This is a genomic window from Roseburia sp. AM59-24XD (genome assembly GCF_003478445.1).
Classification (GTDB): domain Bacteria; phylum Bacillota; class Clostridia; order Lachnospirales; family Lachnospiraceae; genus Jutongia.
Genome location: NZ_QUET01000022.1, coordinates 41,648 through 58,361, shown reverse-complemented (window position 1 = coordinate 58,361; position 16,714 = coordinate 41,648). Strand labels below are relative to the sequence as shown.

The window sequence follows — 16,714 nt, the reverse complement described above, 5'->3', positions numbered from 1 at the left end:
AGGGAGGCGATGCTTGTGGCAAAACAGAAAAAAAGAACATTTGCAGTACCCGCTATTCTGGCGGCAGGGAGTCTCTGGGGATCCATGGGACTCTTTGTTCGCGTTTATAACGCAAGAGGGCTGCAGAGTATGGATATTGTGGCGATACGTGCAATGGCAACGGTGATCGCCATGTTTGTGTTTATGATATTTTTTCGCAGGGAACTGCTTCGGATCCGTTTGCGGGATCTGTGGTGTTTTCTCGGAACAGGGATAGGCAGTATTGTTTTCTTTAATTACTGCTATTTCAAGACGATTTCCCTGACCTCCATGTCGGTGGCAGCCGTACTTCTTTATACGGCACCTGCGATTGTCATGGTTCTGTCGCGCATCCTTTTTGGCGAGCGCTTTACGGTTCGGAAGGTGACGGCACTTGTCATGACATTTGTCGGCTGTATTTTCGTGACGGGGATCATCGGAGATGCCGTCTCATTAAATGCGGCGGGGATTCTGACCGGACTTGGTTCGGGCCTTGGATATGCACTTTATTCGATCTTTTCCAGGTATGCGATCGACCGGGGATATCATTCTCTGACGATCTCTTTTTATACCTTTCTGGTGGCGGCAGTGACCACGCTTCCGTTTATCAACGGAGCGGGCATCTGGAGTGTGACGGTCAGCAGCGGTGGCATGATCGCATTTTTTCTGGTATTCGGCGTGATCAGCACCGTGCTTCCGTACACATTATATAATTATGGTTTAAATACGATGGAAAATGGCCGTGCTTCGATCATTGCATCGGTTGAACCGCTTGTGGCAACGCTTCTTGGAATTGTGATATTCCACGAGAAAATGAGTCTCGGAGGCGTGGCGGGAATGGTTCTGATCCTGGGCGCACTGGTGCTTTGCAATATGAAGCCGGCAGAGAAATAAGAAAATTTATGCCAGCAGCTCCTTCAGGAAGATCTGCAGTAACCGCTGTCCCTTGTGGACGAGGCTGTCTTTTCCGTCCTTAACGCACCAGTCGTAAATGATGCCGCGCTCCAGCGAGAAATAATTATCGGCGAGTTCTCTGGCATTTTCGGAACGGCGGAACTCTCCCTTGTCCTGTCCCTCTTCAATGATCTGCGGGATCAGAGAATAATAGAATCGCTTTTTATTCAGGAGATTGTGTTTCGTATCGATGTCTTCCATATACAAATGTTTCACAAGAGGAAGAGGAACCTCCGTCTCGATCAGATGGAAAAGCTCACGGTTCAGATAAAGCAGTGTCTCGTAGCGGCTGAGCCGTGGGTTGATCTGCACCATCAGGTCTGCGTATTTGCGGTCAAACAGATCGCCGAGCGTGTATTCCAGATCATCCTTTTCCTGAAAATACCGGTGGAAGATTTCGGATGTCACGCCGGCAAGCTCCACAACATCTTCTACAGATGTAGAATCATATCCTTTCTCATGAAATAATTGCCATGCGGCGCGCACGATGCGGCTGCGGTCACTCTCTTTCGGTGCCTTTTTCTGTGTACCCAGAAGAAATCCAAGCTCCAGCGGATCCTCCGGATCAAGAAGCCATGTGTTCATGCCGGTCATATAGGCACTTCCGGTAATCTGAGGGATGATGCCGCGGTATCCGCCGACATCGACCTCCTTCGTAGCTTCCCCGGTGAAAAGCGAGCCGGTAACACTCTCGTAGACAAATGGTGTGCGCAGGGCAAGCTCGCCCTTCGCGTAAAGAGCCGCCATTTTCGCACTTGTTCCGGTACCGCACGGAGAGCGGTCTGCCTGCGCCATGCCGAAGATCACGCAGTTTTTCATGTCCGCCTCCGGCTTGTCGGTATGGCTGTAAAACTCCACCAGATCCACGGTTGTGATGTCCAGATACGGATGCTTGATCGGCACGGTTTCATTGATCTTTTTCAGAAGCAGCATGCCGAGCTCCGACAGAATGTCAACGTTTTCCATCGTGATGTCAATACCGATCTGCTCTGCGTCAACCAGGGCAAAAAACGAACCGCCAAAGGAAATATCATACTGGATCATGCCGTAGCCCTGAATGTCGATCGTCTGGTTTTCCTTATAGAGAAAGGCGGGAACATTCAGAATGCTGACCTGCTTCGCTTTACCGTTCTGTACTTTGACGCGTGTGCGGATCAGCCCGGAAGGGGCATCCAGCACAACATCGGTGTAAGGCTCGGAAACATCGACCATGCCGGTTTCCACCAGCATGGAGGCGGTGCCGATACTGCCGTGTCCGCACATGTTCAGACATCCGCCCGAATCCATAAAGATTACGCCGTAGTCCGCTTCCTCATGCACCGGCGGTGTCAGCAGTGCGCCAAACATATCGCGGTGACCGCGCGGCTCCAGCATCAACGCCTTGCGGTAGTGATCGTAATGGCTGATCAGATATTCCTTCTTCTCCATCATAGTCTGTCCCGGCAGCTCCGGAAATCCATCGTATATGATGCGTGTTGCTTCTCCCATCGTGTGGGAATCGATCGTGCGAAAGGAATGCTCATAAAGATTCTCATTATAGGTACAATTCATGCAAATCCCCTTCTTTCTGTATATCATGTTTCAATTCGACAGTTTTTTGTAAAATAAAAGGCAAAGATGCATAGAAGCTGCACCCTTGCCTGACTTTATAATCATTATAAAACAGACGGTGACATAGGGGAAACGACATTTTTTAATGAATGGTATAACGGTTTGTTATGGGAATAGAGAACATACGAAAGAACAGTGTGACTTATCTCCCCCTCCTTTTTCGCGTAAATCCGGGTATAACAACTGCCAAATCACGATTTAGTAAATCACGATTAGACACTCTTGAGGAGAAGTTTTCTGATCGGGAATAACAGGGATGATCCATCGGACTTTGCATTTCTTTTGTTTGACATAAAGTATATAGAAATATATAATAAATATTGAAGTATATAGAAATGTATAAAAAGATATGAAGTATATAAAAATGTATAAAGGAGTGTGGCGTCCATGGAGAATCCTTATTCCCTGGTATTTGGGAAAATGCCGGGAAATTATATTGATCGTGAATTAGAGTTAAATGAAATTATAGAGACTTATCTGGAACAAGAACCAAGTATCCGGGCATATGCTCTTACAGGTCTTCGTGGCTGCGGGAAAACAGTTGCGCTGTCATTTGTGGAAAAATATTTTCGGAAGCGGGAAGATTTCATTGTTATTTCTTTGAACAGAGATCTCGATATGTTTGAACAGACATTGGAACATTTGTCGCAGAAGAAACTTTTAGACGAATTAAAGATCAGTGTTTCTGTGGTGGGTATCACTTTGGAAAAGACGCAGTCGATTGAAAGTGCAAATCATAAGATCGAACAATATTTGGAATGTATCACAAAGAAAAAGAAACGCATTTTATTTACAATAGATGAGATTTCCAATACGCAGAATATCAAAGCCTTTTTTCAATCATTTAATATCTGGTTAAGAAAAGATTATGACATTGTAATATTAATGGCAGGATTGAAGAAAAATATTTTGTCTTTGCAGAAAGATGATCGTATCAGTTTTTTGAAACGGGCAGAGAAGAAAGATTTAAAACAGTTAAGCTTAAATTCGATTATGTTGGATTACCAAAAGAACTTGCAGCTGACAGATAGGGAAGCCGGTGACATGGCATTATTTACGAAGGGCTATTCTTATGCGTTTCAGGTGCTGGGTTATCTGTGTTTTCGGACAAAGAAAAATTACAAAGAAATCATTGATCAATTTGATGAAAAGATGACGAATAATGTTTATGATATTATCTGGGAAGATATGTCACAAAAAGAAAAAGAGGTTTTACAGGCAATGTTTCAGGCGAAGGAACTGACGACCCGGGAAATATTGCGTGTTTCACAAATGAATAAGAATACTTACAATGAATATCGTAGAATTCTTATTTCGAAAGACATACTGATTGATAAGGGATACGGAAAGATCGATTTTACGTTGCCAAGATTTAAAGAGATTGCCTGTCGAAATATTGAATTGGGGTTTTGGACAAATTAAAAGTGATTACATCATTTCCATTTGACGACTCCCATAACATAGTGTTATGATACACGAAACGATATCAACGGGGATGTCCTGAACACAGGATGTCCCCGTTTTTTAAATTGTGGATATAGGAAAATGCTCATAACGTGGTGTCAATTATGGGAAGGAGTGGTTGGATGGACATCAACAAATACATTCTTTTTGCTGACGTGGCGGCGACAAAGAATTTCACGAAAAGCGGGGAGCGTATGGGCTACACGCAGCCCGGTGTCAGCCATGTGTTAAAGGCGATGGAGCGGGAGCTTGGCTTTCCTCTGTTCCTGCGCACGCCGAAGGGGGTTACGCTGACCTCCAATGCGGAGACGATCCTGCCGCTTGTGCGCGAACTGCTGGCAGTTAATGAGCAGCTCACGCAGACGGTCAGCAACATTAACGGACTTGAAACCGGTCATCTCTGTATTGCTACATTTGCCAGTATTTCCAGAAGCTGGCTGCCACAGGTCATCTTTGCGTTCAAACAGAAATATCCGGGTATTGAGATCGAGCTGCTGGAGGGCGGCACGGATGATATTGTCGGGTGGGTCGAGAACAGTCAGGCGGATCTCGGACTGCTCAGCAAAAAGCGTGCCAGTTCTCTGCGCTGGACGCCGCTTTACGAGGATGCACTTATGGCGATTCTGCCAAAGGATTATCCGGTCAATGGCAGGGAGGCGATCCCGATGAAGGAGATTGAGAAGTGGCCGTTTATCATTTCGGCGGAGGGCGTGGATTATGATGTTCACAACGCCATCCAGAAGGCGGGGATCACGCCCGACATCCGCTACACCTCGACAGATGATCATACCGTTATCTCCATGGTATCCAATAATCTCGGCGTCAGTATTCTTCCGAATCTTGTGATTGGCACGGCGCAAAGCAAGATCCTTGCGCTGCCGCTGGAACCGTATTTTTCCAGAGAGCTTGGAATCGGTGCGCGTGCGGATTCCGGGTTGTCGCCGGCGGCGAGAAAATTTGCGCAGACGATCAAGGAGACATTACAAATATCGTAAATAAAGATGCGAAAAACCGGCAGATTGTGATATGGCAGTCTGCCGGTTTTTCGCTCTTCTCATAACAGTTTGTTATGGGATGGATGCAGGATTGCTTCTTTACTTATGGTCAGACCTACCGTATACTAAGTGCCATAGCAAGGAAGTCAAGCAAAATGAAATAGAGCAGAGGTGATATTCGTATGGAAGATATTTATGAATATCCTTTGAAACAACATCTTGGAGAGCAAGTTGTTCCCGTGGTTGTCGATGGCGACAGCGTAAACCGGGGGCAACTTGTTGCGTTTCAGAGGGAAAACACTCTGGGAGCAAACCTGTATTCCAGTGTAAAGGGAGTCGTCACGAAGGTGACAGAGCAAAGCATTTTCATTAAAGCTGTCGGAGAGCAGACAGCGGACTACGAGCGTTAAAGGGGAGCGAGCCGTTAGAGCTGATCCGGGAAGCGGGACTGGTTGGACTGGGCGGAGCCGGATTTCCAACCTACGCAAAACTTTCCAAACCGTTTGAACACGGCGGCACAGTGATCATCAATGCGGCAGAATGCGAACCGATCCTTTCCCATAATATAGAGAGGATCAGGCAAAAGCCCGAACAGCTCCTGCGGGGGCTTCGGATCGCGATGGATGTGGTTCATGCCACAAAAGGAGTGATCGCGATCAAGGAGAAACATACTGAGGCGGTGAAGGCATTGAGGGAAGCCAATAAGGATCCGGACATTTCGCTGACACTGCTGGAGGACATGTATCCGATGGGCGAAGAAAGAGCCATTATCAGAGAGGTGCTTGGAAAGCTTTTGAAGGTGACCGATCTTCCGCTGGCGGCGGATGCTATTGTTACCAATGCTGAGACCGCCTGCAGGATTCAGGAGGCAGTGGATGAACATAAACCGTTTATCGACAAGGACATGACGGTGGCAGGAAAGATTGCAGGCAACGAGCAGGATAAGCTGATTCAGGTATTCCTCGATGTGCCGCTCGGCACAAAGGTTTCCGCCATGTTTGAGAAGGCAGGCGGGCTGGGGGATTCCTATGGCGAGCTGATCATGGGAGGACCGTTTACCGGGAAACGGACATCGCCTGATGCACCTGTCATCAAGACAACCGGCGGACTGATCGCCACGGAATGTTTTCCGAAGGGACCGGAAAAGATCGGCGTTCTTGTATGTGCCTGCAGTGCCTGTCAGGAGAGAATGGAGCAGATTGCAGCCAGTCTTGGCTCGGAGGTTGTGGGAGTAGAGAAATGCAAGCAGGCGAAAGAGGTGAAGGGCAGTCTCAAATGCGAGAATCCGGGCAGATGTCCGGGGCAGGTGCAGAAGGTCATGGCATTAAAGAAGGCCGGCGCACAGGCGGTGCTGATCGGCAATTGTACCGACTGCTCCAACACGGTAATGTCGTGTGCGCCGCAGCTTGGGCTTCCGGTGTATCATTCAACCGACGCAGCCCTTCGGGCAGTTAATTTTCATCTTATTAGAAAGATCAAAAATAGATAAGGAGGAAGCACTATGTCAATTACAAAGGAAACATTACAGCAGCATTTAAAGGATCCGGCAATCTTTTGTTGCCGCAGGGAAAAGGGACTTGTCATCAGTGAAGCAGATCTGGAGGATCCGGGACTGTTTGATGACATGGAAGAGGCAGGACTTCTTACCTTAAGCCCGGAAGGCCTTCGCATCGAGCAGGTGCTTGGAAGCACCCTGCTTACGGATGTCGAGGCACTGACACCGATCACGAAAGAAGTAGTAGATAAAGTGAATGACTGTGAGGAGGCAGCCGCAGAACCGGAAACACCGGCAGCACCGGAGCCGGTTGAGGCAGCACAGACCCCGGTTATTCGCACCACGACAGGAGGGAATGGCATGATACATATTGAAATTGATAAGGCATCAAACCTGGAGGGCTTTAAGCTGGACGTACCGGTAGGAGGCGGCGTGGCAGCACCTGCTGTTGTGGAAGCGCCGGAGGCACCGGCATCTGACGAGAGCATCAAAAAGGTGATCCGCACCCTGATCAAAAAGCACATTAAGATCACCGATGTGGAGATTGGAGATACGACATCGATCAAGGATGGAAAGATTACGATCGACGGTTCGATCGTGGATAAGGCGGTCAAGGAGGATCCTCTTTGCAAGAGCCTTGCACTCGATGTGATCTATCCGGACAAACGTCATGTTTACACCGAGACGATCATGGACGTCTGCCCAATCGCAACCAAGGTAGAGGGTGAGCTTGGCGAGGGCGTTACCAAGGTCGCAGACGGCGTTGTATTTATGCTGACCGGTGTCGATGAGGATGGCGTACAGGTTCATGAGTTTGGTTCATCCGAGGGATATCTTGATGAGAAAATGTACTTTGGTCATCCGGGCTGTGCCGATGAAAATGATATTATCATCCGCTGCCATGCCGTGATCGAGAGGAAGACCGGTATGAGCCGTCCGGGTCCGTTTGCCGCACATAAATGTCAGGATTACATTATTCAGGCGATCCGGAATGAGCTGAAGAAATATGACGGTGAAGTGATCCGTGAGGAGACCTGCGAGGACATCCGCCGCAGCGGAAACCCGCGTGTCGTACTGGTAAAGGAGATCATGGGACAGGGCGCAATGCATGACAATGTTATCTGCCCGACAGAGCCGTGTGGTATTCTCGGCGGTCAGAAAAACGTAGACTGCGGCAACGTGCCGATCATGCTGACACCGAACCAGGTGCGTGACGGTTCCATCCATGCATTGACATGTATCGGACCGGCAACAAAGGAAATGACAAGACATTACATCCGTGAGCCGCTGGTAGAAGGACTTGCGGCAGATCAGGAGCTGGATCTGATCGGCGTTGTCTGCGTCGGTTCACCGCAGGTCAACGATGAGAAGATGTGGGTTTCCGAACGGCTCGGATCTCTGCTCGAAGCGCTCGATATTGACGGCTGCATCATCACGACAGAGGGCTTTGGAAATAACCATATTGATTTTATCCAGCATATCGGTCAGGCAGGTAAGCGCGGAATCCCTGTTGTGGGCGTTTCCTTCTGTGCTTATCAGGGACAGCTTGTTGTTGGAAATGAATATGCCTCAGCAATGGTTGAGGAGAATATGGACAAGGGCGGCTTTGAAAATAATGTGGCCGGCTGCTCCTGTGTAACGAAGGAAGTCGCAACCCGTGCAATTCAGATGTTGAAGAATAAGATGGCTGGTGTAGAGATCAAGCCTGCACCAAAGAAATGGAACAACGATGTTATCAATGCGAATAACAAGCTGTTAGGACTTCCGGAAACAAAATTGCTTGATAACGGGACATTACACTAATGGATTATATGATCAATCCGATCAAAATGGGAGGACTCATCAAGGAAGTACAGGATGACCGGATCAAAGTCCATCTGCACGGTCGTCTCGGGGTCATCACGATCCCGAAGCGTCTGGTCATCACTTCCGAACCTCTGGAGCCGGGTCATGAGATGGAATTTTATTTCAGCTACATTCAGGTTGTAGAAAATCCATACGATTATGACAGCTCCGATATGGTGACGGACCATGAGATCGAACCCTGTCTGCTGGGAGGCCGCATCGTGGAGGTCAACGACACGGCGGTCAAGGTAAATATCATGAATGATCTCGGCTGTATTGCCGTTCCGAGAAGATGGATATTTACCCCTGTTGTCCTGAAAAACGGACAGGAAACGGAATTTTATTTTAGCTGTATGAAGGTTGTCGGGAAACGGGATATCCCGGTGGAATCCATCTAGCACAGGGAAGCAATAATGTTTGAAGTATTAAAGAAATAGTTTTGATGACACAAACAGCTACGATTGAAGAATAATAACAGTATTCAGTGCCTGCGGGATGACATCCATTCCGGGAGAATGCACAGATAAGGAGGCAATTATGAATTTAACGACAGTAGAAGGAATGCAGTCAGAAATATTTGTACCGATCACATCAAAGCCTGTATTTACCGAGCTTAAGAAACCGCTCAGCGAGTGCAAGGTCGCATTTATCACAGCGGGAGGTATCCACAAAAAGGATCAGACACCGTTTAACACCTCCGGCGACTTTTCTTACCGGACCATTCCGTTCGATACGCCGTCTGACCAGCTGATGGTAACACACGGAGGCTTTGATAATTCAGATATCAACAAGGACGTCAATGCAATGTTCCCGATCGACCGTCTCCATGAGCTTGTCGACGCCGGATTCATCGGATCGCTGGCAGATGAGACATACACCTTCATGGGAGGCGGCGGAAATGTTGAGAAGTTCCGTGAGGAGACAGGACCGGAGATTGCCAGAAAGCTCAAGGAGCAGGGTGTTGATATCGTTCTCTGTACCGGCGGCTGCGGCACCTGTCACCGCTCCGCAACCATCGTAACACGCTGCTGCGAGGAAGCCGGCATGAGCTGTGTTGTCATCGCCGCACTTCCGCCGATCGCAAGACAGCAGGGAGCACCGCGTATCACCGCACCGCATGTGCCGATCGGTTCCAACGCCGGTGAGCCAAACAACATTCCACAGCAGACCGCCATCGTCAAAGAATCTCTGGAGTGGGTGCGTGACTGTCCAAGCTACAACGGAATGAAGGTGCTGCCATACGAGTACCGTCACAACGTATAACGAGATGGAAAACGTACAATGCTAAGATTATAAGCTTTTTAAAATTAAGCGTCCGCTTTGCTTTGAAAAGTCTTTGCCGAAACCGTACCAAGAAAAATCAAGTTTATTTTGAAAAAACTATTGAAAATGATTTTTGATTGTGCTATGATGACTTTCGTAAAGAGCGAAGGTGCTTCTATCTCAAGATAGAAGCGCCTTTTTTGTTTTCTGAAAAAGGCAAATACGAAGATATGTTATTTTTGGAAGGCAGGAGAATGGTTATGGACAGAAAGGTGGTACGGATATGTTAAATTCTGGAGATACTGGATTTATGATGATAGCAACGGCATTTGTGTTCTTTATGACGCCGGGGCTTGCATTTTTCTATGGTGGACTTGTCCGCCGGAAGAACGTGTTGAACACGATGCTCTCTTCGTTTTTTATTATGGGGCTTGCCTCAATGATGTGGGTGCTTGTGGGATATTCCCTTTCCTTCAGCGGCAACTGTGGCGGCGTGATCGGTAACCTGAAAAGCTTCTGTATGGCAAATGTAGGCTGGGAGCCGGGTGCATATGCAGACGGAATACCGGCATTGCTGTTTGCAGCATTTCAGATGATGTTTGCAATCATTACGCCGGCACTGATCACCGGTTCCGTGGCAGGAAGAATGCGTTTCAAAGCACTGTTCGCATTTATCGCACTGTGGCTTCTGATTGTGTATTTCCCGATGGCACATATGGTATGGGGCAAGGGAGGACTTCTCGGAGAGGTGCTCGGCTCTGTCGATTTCGCCGGCGGCAATGTCGTACATATCAGCTCCGGTGTCAGCGGTCTTGTGCTTTCTTTGATGCTTGGCAAGCGCCGCGGTTACGAGAAAACAGCATACCGCACACACAATATTCCGTTTGTTCTGCTGGGAGCTTCCATCCTCTGGTTTGGATGGTTCGGGTTTAATGCAGGAAGTGCTCTGGGCGCCAACGGTCTTGCCGTACACGCTTTTATGACAACGAACACTTCGGCAGCCTGTGCAATGCTTTCCTGGATGGCGATCGATATGATCCGTGATGGAAAGCCAACCGTGATCGGTGCCTGTACCGGTGCGGTGCTCGGACTTGTGGCGATCACTCCGGGAGCCGGCTTCGTACCGCTCTGGTCTGCAATTATCATCGGTATCGTCGTCAGTCCGATCTGCTATTTCATGATGTCTGTTGTAAAGAAGCGTTTTGGTTACGATGATGCGCTCGATGCATTTGGATGTCATGGCGTCGGTGGTATCTGGGGAGGTATCGCAACCGGAATATTTGCACAGAAGTCGATCAATGGTGTTGCCCGCTGGGATGGATTGATTTACGGCGATTATCGTTTATTTCTGGCGCAGGTGATCAGCATTGTCGCAACGATCGCCGTGGCGATTGTCGGAACACTGATCTGTGCATCCATTGTCAAGCTGTTCACACCGCTTCGTGTCACAGAGTATGATGAGCGCATGGGTCTTGATGAGAGCCAGCATGGAGAGAGTGCATATCCTTCCTTTAACGGTCTGGACTAATGCGGTGAACAGCGAATGGCTTGGATTTGTGCAGTGAAACATATTGATTGAAATGGAGGTAGGAATCATGATTAAAATAGATGCGATCATTAACGAAGATAAGATGGAGGATGTAAAGGATGCCCTGCAGGAGCTGCAGGTGCATGGAATGACGATCTCTCAGGTGATGGGCTGCGGTACGCAGATGGGATATAAGGAGAAGGTCCGGGGCTATGATGTGGATATCAACCTTCTTCCGAAGGTGAAATTCGAGATTGTTGTCTCCAGCCAGGAGTGGGCGGAGCGCACGGTGGACGCGATCTGCCGCACGGCACACACCGGAGAACACGGCGACGGTAAGATCTTCGTTTACGAGCTGATGGACGTTGTCCGCATCCGTACCGGGGAACACGGACCGAAGGCCGTGTGGGCGGCGGATCAGACGGAGTAGAGGTAAATATTCCCTGTAGGTGACCGGACGTGCTGCGGATGACGGTGCAGACGGCATAAATGCTGAAAATCAGGCTCCCGGTGTGAAAGTAGTTGATGAAATTTACCAAATTATTTTTTTGGTAGCATTTTGCCCCGAATACATGTATAATAAAATATATGACTCAAATTTCGTGCGCACGCGCAAATAAAATTGGGAGCTGATGGAGATGGTATTTGTAACGGGCGATACCCACGGCGATTGGAAGAGCAGACTGAACAAGTATGTTTTTCCGGAAGGGGTAGAGCTGACAAAGGATGACTATGTGATCATCTGCGGTGATTTTGGAATCTGGGATGACAGTCCGAGAGAGAATGGCAATCTCGACTGGCTGGAGAATAGGAAATTTACGACATTGTTTGTTGCAGGTAATCACAGCAACTATGATATATTGGACAATCTTCCGGTGGAGGAATGGCATGGCGGTAAGGTGAACTTTATCCGTCCATCCGTGATCCATCTGATGAGAGGGCAGGTTTTTGATATTGACGACCGCAGTATCTTTACGTTTGGCGGTGCGAGCTGCCATGATATTCCGGACGGCGTGCTGGAGCCGGATGATGAGCGGATCGAGAGCTGGTACAAGATGCGTAAGATGTTCCGGATCAACCATCTGTCCTGGTGGGAGCGTGAGCTTCCGTCTGAGGAGGAGATGCAGGAGGGTTTAGATAACCTTGCGGCACATGGCAATAAGGTTGATTATATTATCACGCACAGTCCATGCTCCTCTATTCTGGAGCAGATGGATGGATACCCGGATTTCTATCAGAAGGATTATCTGACGGATTATCTGGATCAGATCAAGAACACGACAGAGTTCGAGGCGTGGATGTTCGGTCACATGCATGTGAACGTCAGCTTCGAGGAAGAGAAGTGTCACTGTATTTTTGATGAAATCGGTAAGTTAATGTAGAGCAGCAAAGAATCAGGAGTTCTTTGCTGCTATTATTTTGTCCAGCTCATCGACAAGGAATTGTCTTGAGGTTACTGTGATGGCGTGGATCCCCTGCTTTCTGGCGCCTTCTGTATTGTCGGCGCGGTCATCGAAGAAGAGACATTCATCGGCAACAAGATCATATTTGCGAAGAAGTGACTGGTAGATCTCGGCATTTGGCTTGATCTGTTTTACCTGAAAGGAAATGATGCCACCGGACATATCTGCGATAAACGGAGCATTGTCGGTGTGCTTGTGAAACATTGTTTCCGGATAATTGGACAGCAGATACAGCGTGTAGCCAAGCCCCTTCAACTGATGCACGCGCTCCCAGACATCCTCTCTTGGAACATGCATGTATTCGCAGTGATTAATGAACCACTCGATCGTATCGCCGTACTCCGGATATTTCCGGTGGTAGCTTTCGATGATAGCCTGCTCTTCTCCGGTGGAGGAAAGATCCATGCCGGACCAGAGTGGATCTGTAAACATAGCAGTGCCGATCTTGATGGCGTCCTCGCGGGAAAGACCGTGATCCATCAGCATGTCCTCCCAGCGGTATTCGAGCAGAACGCTTCCGATGTCGAAGATTATATTTTTAATGTTTGTCATATCGATCATAGTTGTTTGTCCTTTCTTGTGCTTGCGTTTATGTGTAAAGGAATATATTATGTAAATTAACAGCTTCGGCAAAAGCTGTACATTTAGAGTATAGCATAAAAATACAGTCTGTGGGAGCTTGTTTCACGGCTCCCGGACAATGGAAAGGTACGTTAGGACAATGGGAATGATCAATCGGGATGACATGTTAGAACTGACAAGGCGCATGACTGTCAAAAGAAACTGCTTTGACCGCATTGCGGGCGCATATATGGATGAAGAAGGTTTTATTGATGGAACCTTTAATCAGCATTTTCTGAATCTGACCGCACCGGAGCGGGACAAGAATTTGAAGCTGGCGAAGGCAGTTCCGTTTGCGGAGACGAATGTGCAGCTGAAGGAGTACGCTTACCGGACAAGGGACCTTTCCGATGACAGCATGCGAAAGCTTCTCTGCGCTCTGAATGAGAGTGAGCTGAAAAACGATGCTCTGCTGGAGATGTTTTACGAGGAGGTCGGACGTCATTACCAGAGAAGCGGCGGTTTTGCGGTGTATGTATTTCACGGCGGTTACGATATCCCGCGGAAAGGAACGGACGGGGAAAGCCAATGGGAATCCGAGGAGGTTTATGATTTTCTGATCGGAATATTCTGCCCGCTGGAGGACGATTATGAGCCGGGAGAGCCGGAATGCGGATTCCTCTATCCCGCATTTAAAAATCGAAGCGGGGACGGGCGGTTGATCGATGTTTTCCGGAAGGAGCCCGGGGCAGCAGAAAGCGCACTGCTGGAGCTGCTTGGAATTGATTAGGAGATTTCTGTTAAAAAACATGATAAATTGTATGTGAAGAAGCACTAATGCAGACAATAAAGAAAAGCACCTGAACGGTGCTAATCTTCATAGTGAAATTTACAAGAATATATTATGAGATTTTTGTTGCTGTCAAAGTTATATGTAAGTCTGTGTTCGTCCGTTATTCGTCTGCTACATACTTTCCTGTGCTTTAACGGTTCAGGCTTACCGATTCCCTCTAATAAGCCATCGCGGTCTATGCTCTTTATAAGCTCGTTGATCCGTTTTACAATCTTTTTATCTTCCTTCTGCCAGTCCGTGTATTGCTGCCATGCAGTCGGAGTAAATACTACATTCATTATTCGTATTCTCCTAACTCATCAATTGTCTTTGTGATAAAACCACCAGCTTTTGCTTCCGCCATGGATTTATCCAGCATAGCGAGGTATTCCGCGTTTCTTTTCGCTTTCATAAGCGCATTGTATTCAGATTCTGACATCATCACTATATTTTCGTTTTTAGGTCTTGAAACAATCAATGTTTCCCCTCGGAAAACCTTATCACATAATGCCTTGAAATTTTCTCTTACATCCATGCTCTTTACTGCTAACATGCTTAACACCTCGTTTCTGTACAAAAAATCGTATGTTTTTTCGTACTTTTATTATATTCTTCTATTGTTTTCATGTCAATGGATCTTATGCAGGAAAATTTGAAAAATTGTGACAATACAAAAATTATGACATAGAAACCAATTTGATGATATATTTTTCGCGGTCAGAATGCTATGGCTTCATCGGATTTTAAGAAAAATATAAGAAACACCGGTAAAGAAAAAGGATCCGAAACAACATCCATTCTCAAATATCGTCTCAAATCCTATATTTCAGCGTTCCCGGAGGGAATCGAACCCCCAACTGCCCCTTAGGAGGGGGCCGTTATATCCATTTAACTACGAGAACACAAGCTCGCTGTCAAGTATAGCATGATTTGCCTTTTTATGCAAATAATATTATACTTGTATAGAATGTGTAGTTGTGCAGATAACGCAGTTTTATAGATTGAAATGAGGATTAGTCATATGAAAAAGAAAAGGTTTATCGCTGCTGTGATGGCGGGGATTCTTATGGTAGGAAGTATATGCAGCCAGACCGCACAGGCGGCGTCCAAGTGGCCGAAGGGACCGGACAAGAAAAGCTTAAGCTGTGCATCGGCGATCGTGATGGAGCTCTCCACGGGAACCGTGCTTTATTCCAAGAACGTGCACCAGAAGCATTATCCGGCGAGTATCACCAAGATCATGACATCGCTGCTGACGCTGGAGAACAGTTCGCCGAGTGACGTTGTCACGTTTACCGAGGCAGAGGCGCACGGCATTGAGACCGGAAGCTCCTCCATGTACTGCGTGCCGGGCGAGAAGTTTACGATCGAGCAGGTATTGTACGGCATTATGCTGCAGTCTGCCAACGAGATGTGTCTTGTGGCAGCCGATCATGTGGCGGGCAGCGTCAGTGCTTTTGTGGACATGATGAATGAGCGCGTGGCGCAGCTTGGGCTCAAGGACACGCATTTTATGAATCCGAATGGTCTTCACAACGACGATCACTATACATCCGCATACGATATGGCATGCATTGCCAGAGAGGCGTGGAAGAATCCATCCTTCCAGAAGATCTGTGGCACCAGAACCTATCAGGTCAAGTCGACCAACAAGCGTAAAGCCGGCGAGATCCTTGGCGGACAGCTTCTCAACCATCATCAGATGATCAACGGATATGAGACAAGCAGCCGTTACGAGAAGGATTACGTGATCGGCGGTAAGACCGGATATACATCCATGGCGCACTCGACGCTCGTTACCTTCGCGGAGAAGGACGGCATGCAGGTTGTCTCCGTTATTATGAAGGGCAACAGTCCGAAGCAGGGCGAGCCGAATGAATATACAGACACGACAAGGATTCTTGACTTTGCCTTTGAAAAGTTCTCCAAACATGAAGTCAACGGTGAGAACAGCGATGTGAACGAGAACCTTTTTAATACCTTTGACAGCTATTTTAATGCGGAGCAGTCACCGCTTCGTCTGTCTGCAGAATCAGCTGTTGTCCTTCCGAAGGGCGTGGGCATAAAGAAAGCAAAGCAGCAGATCAAATACGATGATTCCGTTAAGATCCAAGACGGCGAAAATGTCATCGGAACCGTGAAATATACCTACGATGGGCGCATGGTCGGCTCCACCGATATTATTTACGATAGCTCCAAGTCAGCCTCTCATCTGGACGAGGCATCCAGACAGATCGTTGATTCCGAGATCAAACAGATCAAAACCAACAAAAAGCATGCCGTGATCCTGACAAAGTTGTCCGGAATCAAGTACAGCTTTTACAATATGGTGTCCTTTTTTAAGGACAGAGTGATTCTGGTGATCGTTGCAGGGCTGATCCTTTTACTCATTGTTCTTCTGGTGGTAAATTACCGGATGAACTCCCGCAGAAAGCGCAGAAGCCGTATCAGAACGAGACGCTCCTACGGGGCAATGTCCCTGAACAGCCGCAAGTCCTTCTCGGCAAGCAAGCGTAAGGGACGTCGTCGCCGCGGGGCAGATTTTACAAGCAGCCGCAGAACGTCAAGAAGCAGCATGTCAGACAGCGGAAGCAGCCTGAGTACAAGGAAAATGAAGAAAAACCGCAAGAAAACAAAAGAAAGCTTCGGAAAGAGCTTTTATGACTTTTGATAGAAAATAGAAAG

The 16,714-nt window shown here is 47.7% G+C and carries 17 protein-coding genes, 1 tRNA gene and 1 pseudogene; 13 read left to right on the top strand and 6 right to left on the bottom strand.

The window, feature by feature from the left end; all coding sequences use genetic code 11:
* Positions 1–15: 15 nt before the first annotated feature.
* A complete protein-coding gene (locus DXA20_RS11460; protein ID WP_199877073.1) occupies positions 16–912 on the top strand; it encodes a DMT family transporter in 897 nt (298 codons plus the stop codon).
* A gap of 6 nt (positions 913–918) precedes the next feature.
* Here the strand turns inward: DXA20_RS11460 and DXA20_RS18455 are convergent, their stop codons facing one another.
* Positions 919–1,458 (bottom strand): TetR/AcrR family transcriptional regulator, encoded by a 540-nt coding sequence (locus DXA20_RS18455; RefSeq protein ID WP_243100640.1) that lies wholly within the window; start codon positions 1,456–1,458, stop codon positions 919–921.
* 42 nt (positions 1,459–1,500) lie between these two features.
* Positions 1,501–2,529: pseudogene (locus tag DXA20_RS18450) on the bottom strand (proline racemase family protein); the annotation flags it as partial.
* Positions 2,530–2,970: 441 nt separating this feature from the next.
* Here DXA20_RS18450 and DXA20_RS11450 point away from each other — a divergent pair.
* The 10 genes from DXA20_RS11450 (at position 2,971) to DXA20_RS11405 (ending at position 12,555) form a co-directional block, all read left to right on the top strand.
* Complete coding sequence (locus DXA20_RS11450; protein ID WP_118560902.1) at positions 2,971–4,005, top strand: ATP-binding protein; 1,035 nt, start codon at positions 2,971–2,973, stop codon at positions 4,003–4,005.
* Between the two features lie 164 nt (positions 4,006–4,169).
* Positions 4,170–5,042 carry a LysR family transcriptional regulator gene (locus tag DXA20_RS11445; RefSeq protein ID WP_118560900.1) on the top strand — a complete coding sequence of 291 codons (873 nt, stop codon included), beginning with the start codon at positions 4,170–4,172 and terminating at the stop codon, positions 5,040–5,042.
* A 182-nt stretch (positions 5,043–5,224) separates the two neighbouring features.
* Positions 5,225–5,452, top strand: a complete 228-nt coding sequence (locus tag DXA20_RS17910) for a hypothetical protein (RefSeq protein ID WP_118560898.1) — start codon at positions 5,225–5,227, stop codon at positions 5,450–5,452.
* Positions 5,453–5,472: 20 nt separating this feature from the next.
* Positions 5,473–6,531 (top strand): proline reductase-associated electron transfer protein PrdC, encoded by a 1,059-nt coding sequence (gene prdC / locus DXA20_RS11435; RefSeq protein WP_118560896.1) that lies wholly within the window; start codon positions 5,473–5,475, stop codon positions 6,529–6,531.
* A 12-nt stretch (positions 6,532–6,543) separates the two neighbouring features.
* Positions 6,544–8,340: a D-proline reductase (dithiol) proprotein PrdA gene (gene prdA / locus DXA20_RS11430; protein WP_118560894.1), complete on the top strand. Its 1,797-nt coding sequence runs from the start codon at positions 6,544–6,546 to the stop codon at positions 8,338–8,340.
* Positions 8,340–8,780 carry a CBO2463/CBO2479 domain-containing protein gene (locus DXA20_RS11425; protein WP_118560892.1) on the top strand — a complete coding sequence of 147 codons (441 nt, stop codon included), beginning with the start codon at positions 8,340–8,342 and terminating at the stop codon, positions 8,778–8,780. The genes prdA and DXA20_RS11425 overlap by 1 nt, the downstream gene beginning before the upstream one ends.
* A gap of 139 nt (positions 8,781–8,919) precedes the next feature.
* Complete coding sequence (prdB, locus tag DXA20_RS11420; protein WP_118560936.1) at positions 8,920–9,645, top strand: D-proline reductase (dithiol) protein PrdB; 726 nt, start codon at positions 8,920–8,922, stop codon at positions 9,643–9,645.
* 310 nt (positions 9,646–9,955) lie between these two features.
* Positions 9,956–11,173, top strand: coding sequence for an ammonium transporter (locus DXA20_RS11415; RefSeq protein WP_243100637.1), 1,218 nt, complete (start codon positions 9,956–9,958; stop codon positions 11,171–11,173).
* A 67-nt stretch (positions 11,174–11,240) separates the two neighbouring features.
* Positions 11,241–11,603: a P-II family nitrogen regulator gene (locus tag DXA20_RS11410; RefSeq protein ID WP_022306719.1), complete on the top strand. Its 363-nt coding sequence runs from the start codon at positions 11,241–11,243 to the stop codon at positions 11,601–11,603.
* A 208-nt stretch (positions 11,604–11,811) separates the two neighbouring features.
* Positions 11,812–12,555: a metallophosphoesterase family protein gene (locus DXA20_RS11405; RefSeq protein WP_022306720.1), complete on the top strand. Its 744-nt coding sequence runs from the start codon at positions 11,812–11,814 to the stop codon at positions 12,553–12,555.
* 12 nt (positions 12,556–12,567) lie between these two features.
* Here DXA20_RS11405 and DXA20_RS11400 read toward each other — a convergent pair whose 3' ends face one another.
* Complete coding sequence (locus DXA20_RS11400) at positions 12,568–13,197, bottom strand: HAD family hydrolase (RefSeq protein ID WP_022306721.1); 630 nt, start codon at positions 13,195–13,197, stop codon at positions 12,568–12,570.
* Positions 13,198–13,363: 166 nt separating this feature from the next.
* Here DXA20_RS11400 and DXA20_RS11395 point away from each other — a divergent pair, with 166 nt between their 5' ends.
* Positions 13,364–13,987: a DUF4317 family protein gene (locus DXA20_RS11395; RefSeq protein WP_022306722.1), complete on the top strand. Its 624-nt coding sequence runs from the start codon at positions 13,364–13,366 to the stop codon at positions 13,985–13,987.
* A gap of 80 nt (positions 13,988–14,067) precedes the next feature.
* On the opposite strand, the gene DXA20_RS11390 is transcribed toward DXA20_RS11395, so the two are convergent.
* The 3 genes from DXA20_RS11390 to DXA20_RS11380 form a co-directional block, all read right to left on the bottom strand.
* A complete protein-coding gene (locus DXA20_RS11390) occupies positions 14,068–14,328 on the bottom strand; it encodes a Txe/YoeB family addiction module toxin (protein WP_118560888.1) in 261 nt (86 codons plus the stop codon).
* Positions 14,328–14,582 (bottom strand): type II toxin-antitoxin system Phd/YefM family antitoxin, encoded by a 255-nt coding sequence (locus DXA20_RS11385; protein WP_118560886.1) that lies wholly within the window; start codon positions 14,580–14,582, stop codon positions 14,328–14,330. Before DXA20_RS11385 ends, DXA20_RS11390 begins: the two co-directional genes overlap by 1 nt.
* 277 nt (positions 14,583–14,859) lie before the next feature.
* Positions 14,860–14,931 (bottom strand) — tRNA-Arg (locus DXA20_RS11380).
* A gap of 119 nt (positions 14,932–15,050) precedes the next feature.
* Here DXA20_RS11380 and DXA20_RS11375 point away from each other — a divergent pair.
* Positions 15,051–16,700 carry a D-alanyl-D-alanine carboxypeptidase family protein gene (locus DXA20_RS11375; protein ID WP_158577220.1) on the top strand — a complete coding sequence of 550 codons (1,650 nt, stop codon included), beginning with the start codon at positions 15,051–15,053 and terminating at the stop codon, positions 16,698–16,700.
* The last annotated feature ends 14 nt before the right edge of the window (positions 16,701–16,714 follow it).

What these genes read in the sequence shown, in the direction of transcription:
- DXA20_RS17910 (WP_118560898.1), top strand. Translation starts at nt 5,225, where the DNA reads ATGGAAGATATTTATGAATATCCTTTGAAACAACATCTTGGAGAGCAA.
- DXA20_RS11410 (WP_022306719.1), top strand. Translation starts at nt 11,241, where the DNA reads ATGATTAAAATAGATGCGATCATTAACGAAGATAAGATGGAGGATGTA.
- DXA20_RS11395 (WP_022306722.1), top strand. Translation starts at nt 13,364, where the DNA reads ATGATCAATCGGGATGACATGTTAGAACTGACAAGGCGCATGACTGTC.
- DXA20_RS11415 (WP_243100637.1), top strand. Translation starts at nt 9,956, where the DNA reads ATGATGATAGCAACGGCATTTGTGTTCTTTATGACGCCGGGGCTTGCA.
- prdA (WP_118560894.1), top strand. Translation starts at nt 6,544, where the DNA reads ATGTCAATTACAAAGGAAACATTACAGCAGCATTTAAAGGATCCGGCA.
- DXA20_RS11450 (WP_118560902.1), top strand. Translation starts at nt 2,971, where the DNA reads ATGGAGAATCCTTATTCCCTGGTATTTGGGAAAATGCCGGGAAATTAT.
- DXA20_RS11375 (WP_158577220.1), top strand. Translation starts at nt 15,051, where the DNA reads ATGAAAAAGAAAAGGTTTATCGCTGCTGTGATGGCGGGGATTCTTATG.
- DXA20_RS11400 (WP_022306721.1), bottom strand. Translation starts at nt 13,197, where the DNA reads ATGATCGATATGACAAACATTAAAAATATAATCTTCGACATCGGAAGC.
- DXA20_RS11405 (WP_022306720.1), top strand. Translation starts at nt 11,812, where the DNA reads ATGGTATTTGTAACGGGCGATACCCACGGCGATTGGAAGAGCAGACTG.
- DXA20_RS11425 (WP_118560892.1), top strand. Translation starts at nt 8,340, where the DNA reads ATGGATTATATGATCAATCCGATCAAAATGGGAGGACTCATCAAGGAA.
- DXA20_RS11390 (WP_118560888.1), bottom strand. Translation starts at nt 14,328, where the DNA reads ATGAATGTAGTATTTACTCCGACTGCATGGCAGCAATACACGGACTGG.
- DXA20_RS11445 (WP_118560900.1), top strand. Translation starts at nt 4,170, where the DNA reads ATGGACATCAACAAATACATTCTTTTTGCTGACGTGGCGGCGACAAAG.
- prdB (WP_118560936.1), top strand. Translation starts at nt 8,920, where the DNA reads ATGAATTTAACGACAGTAGAAGGAATGCAGTCAGAAATATTTGTACCG.
- DXA20_RS11385 (WP_118560886.1), bottom strand. Translation starts at nt 14,582, where the DNA reads ATGTTAGCAGTAAAGAGCATGGATGTAAGAGAAAATTTCAAGGCATTA.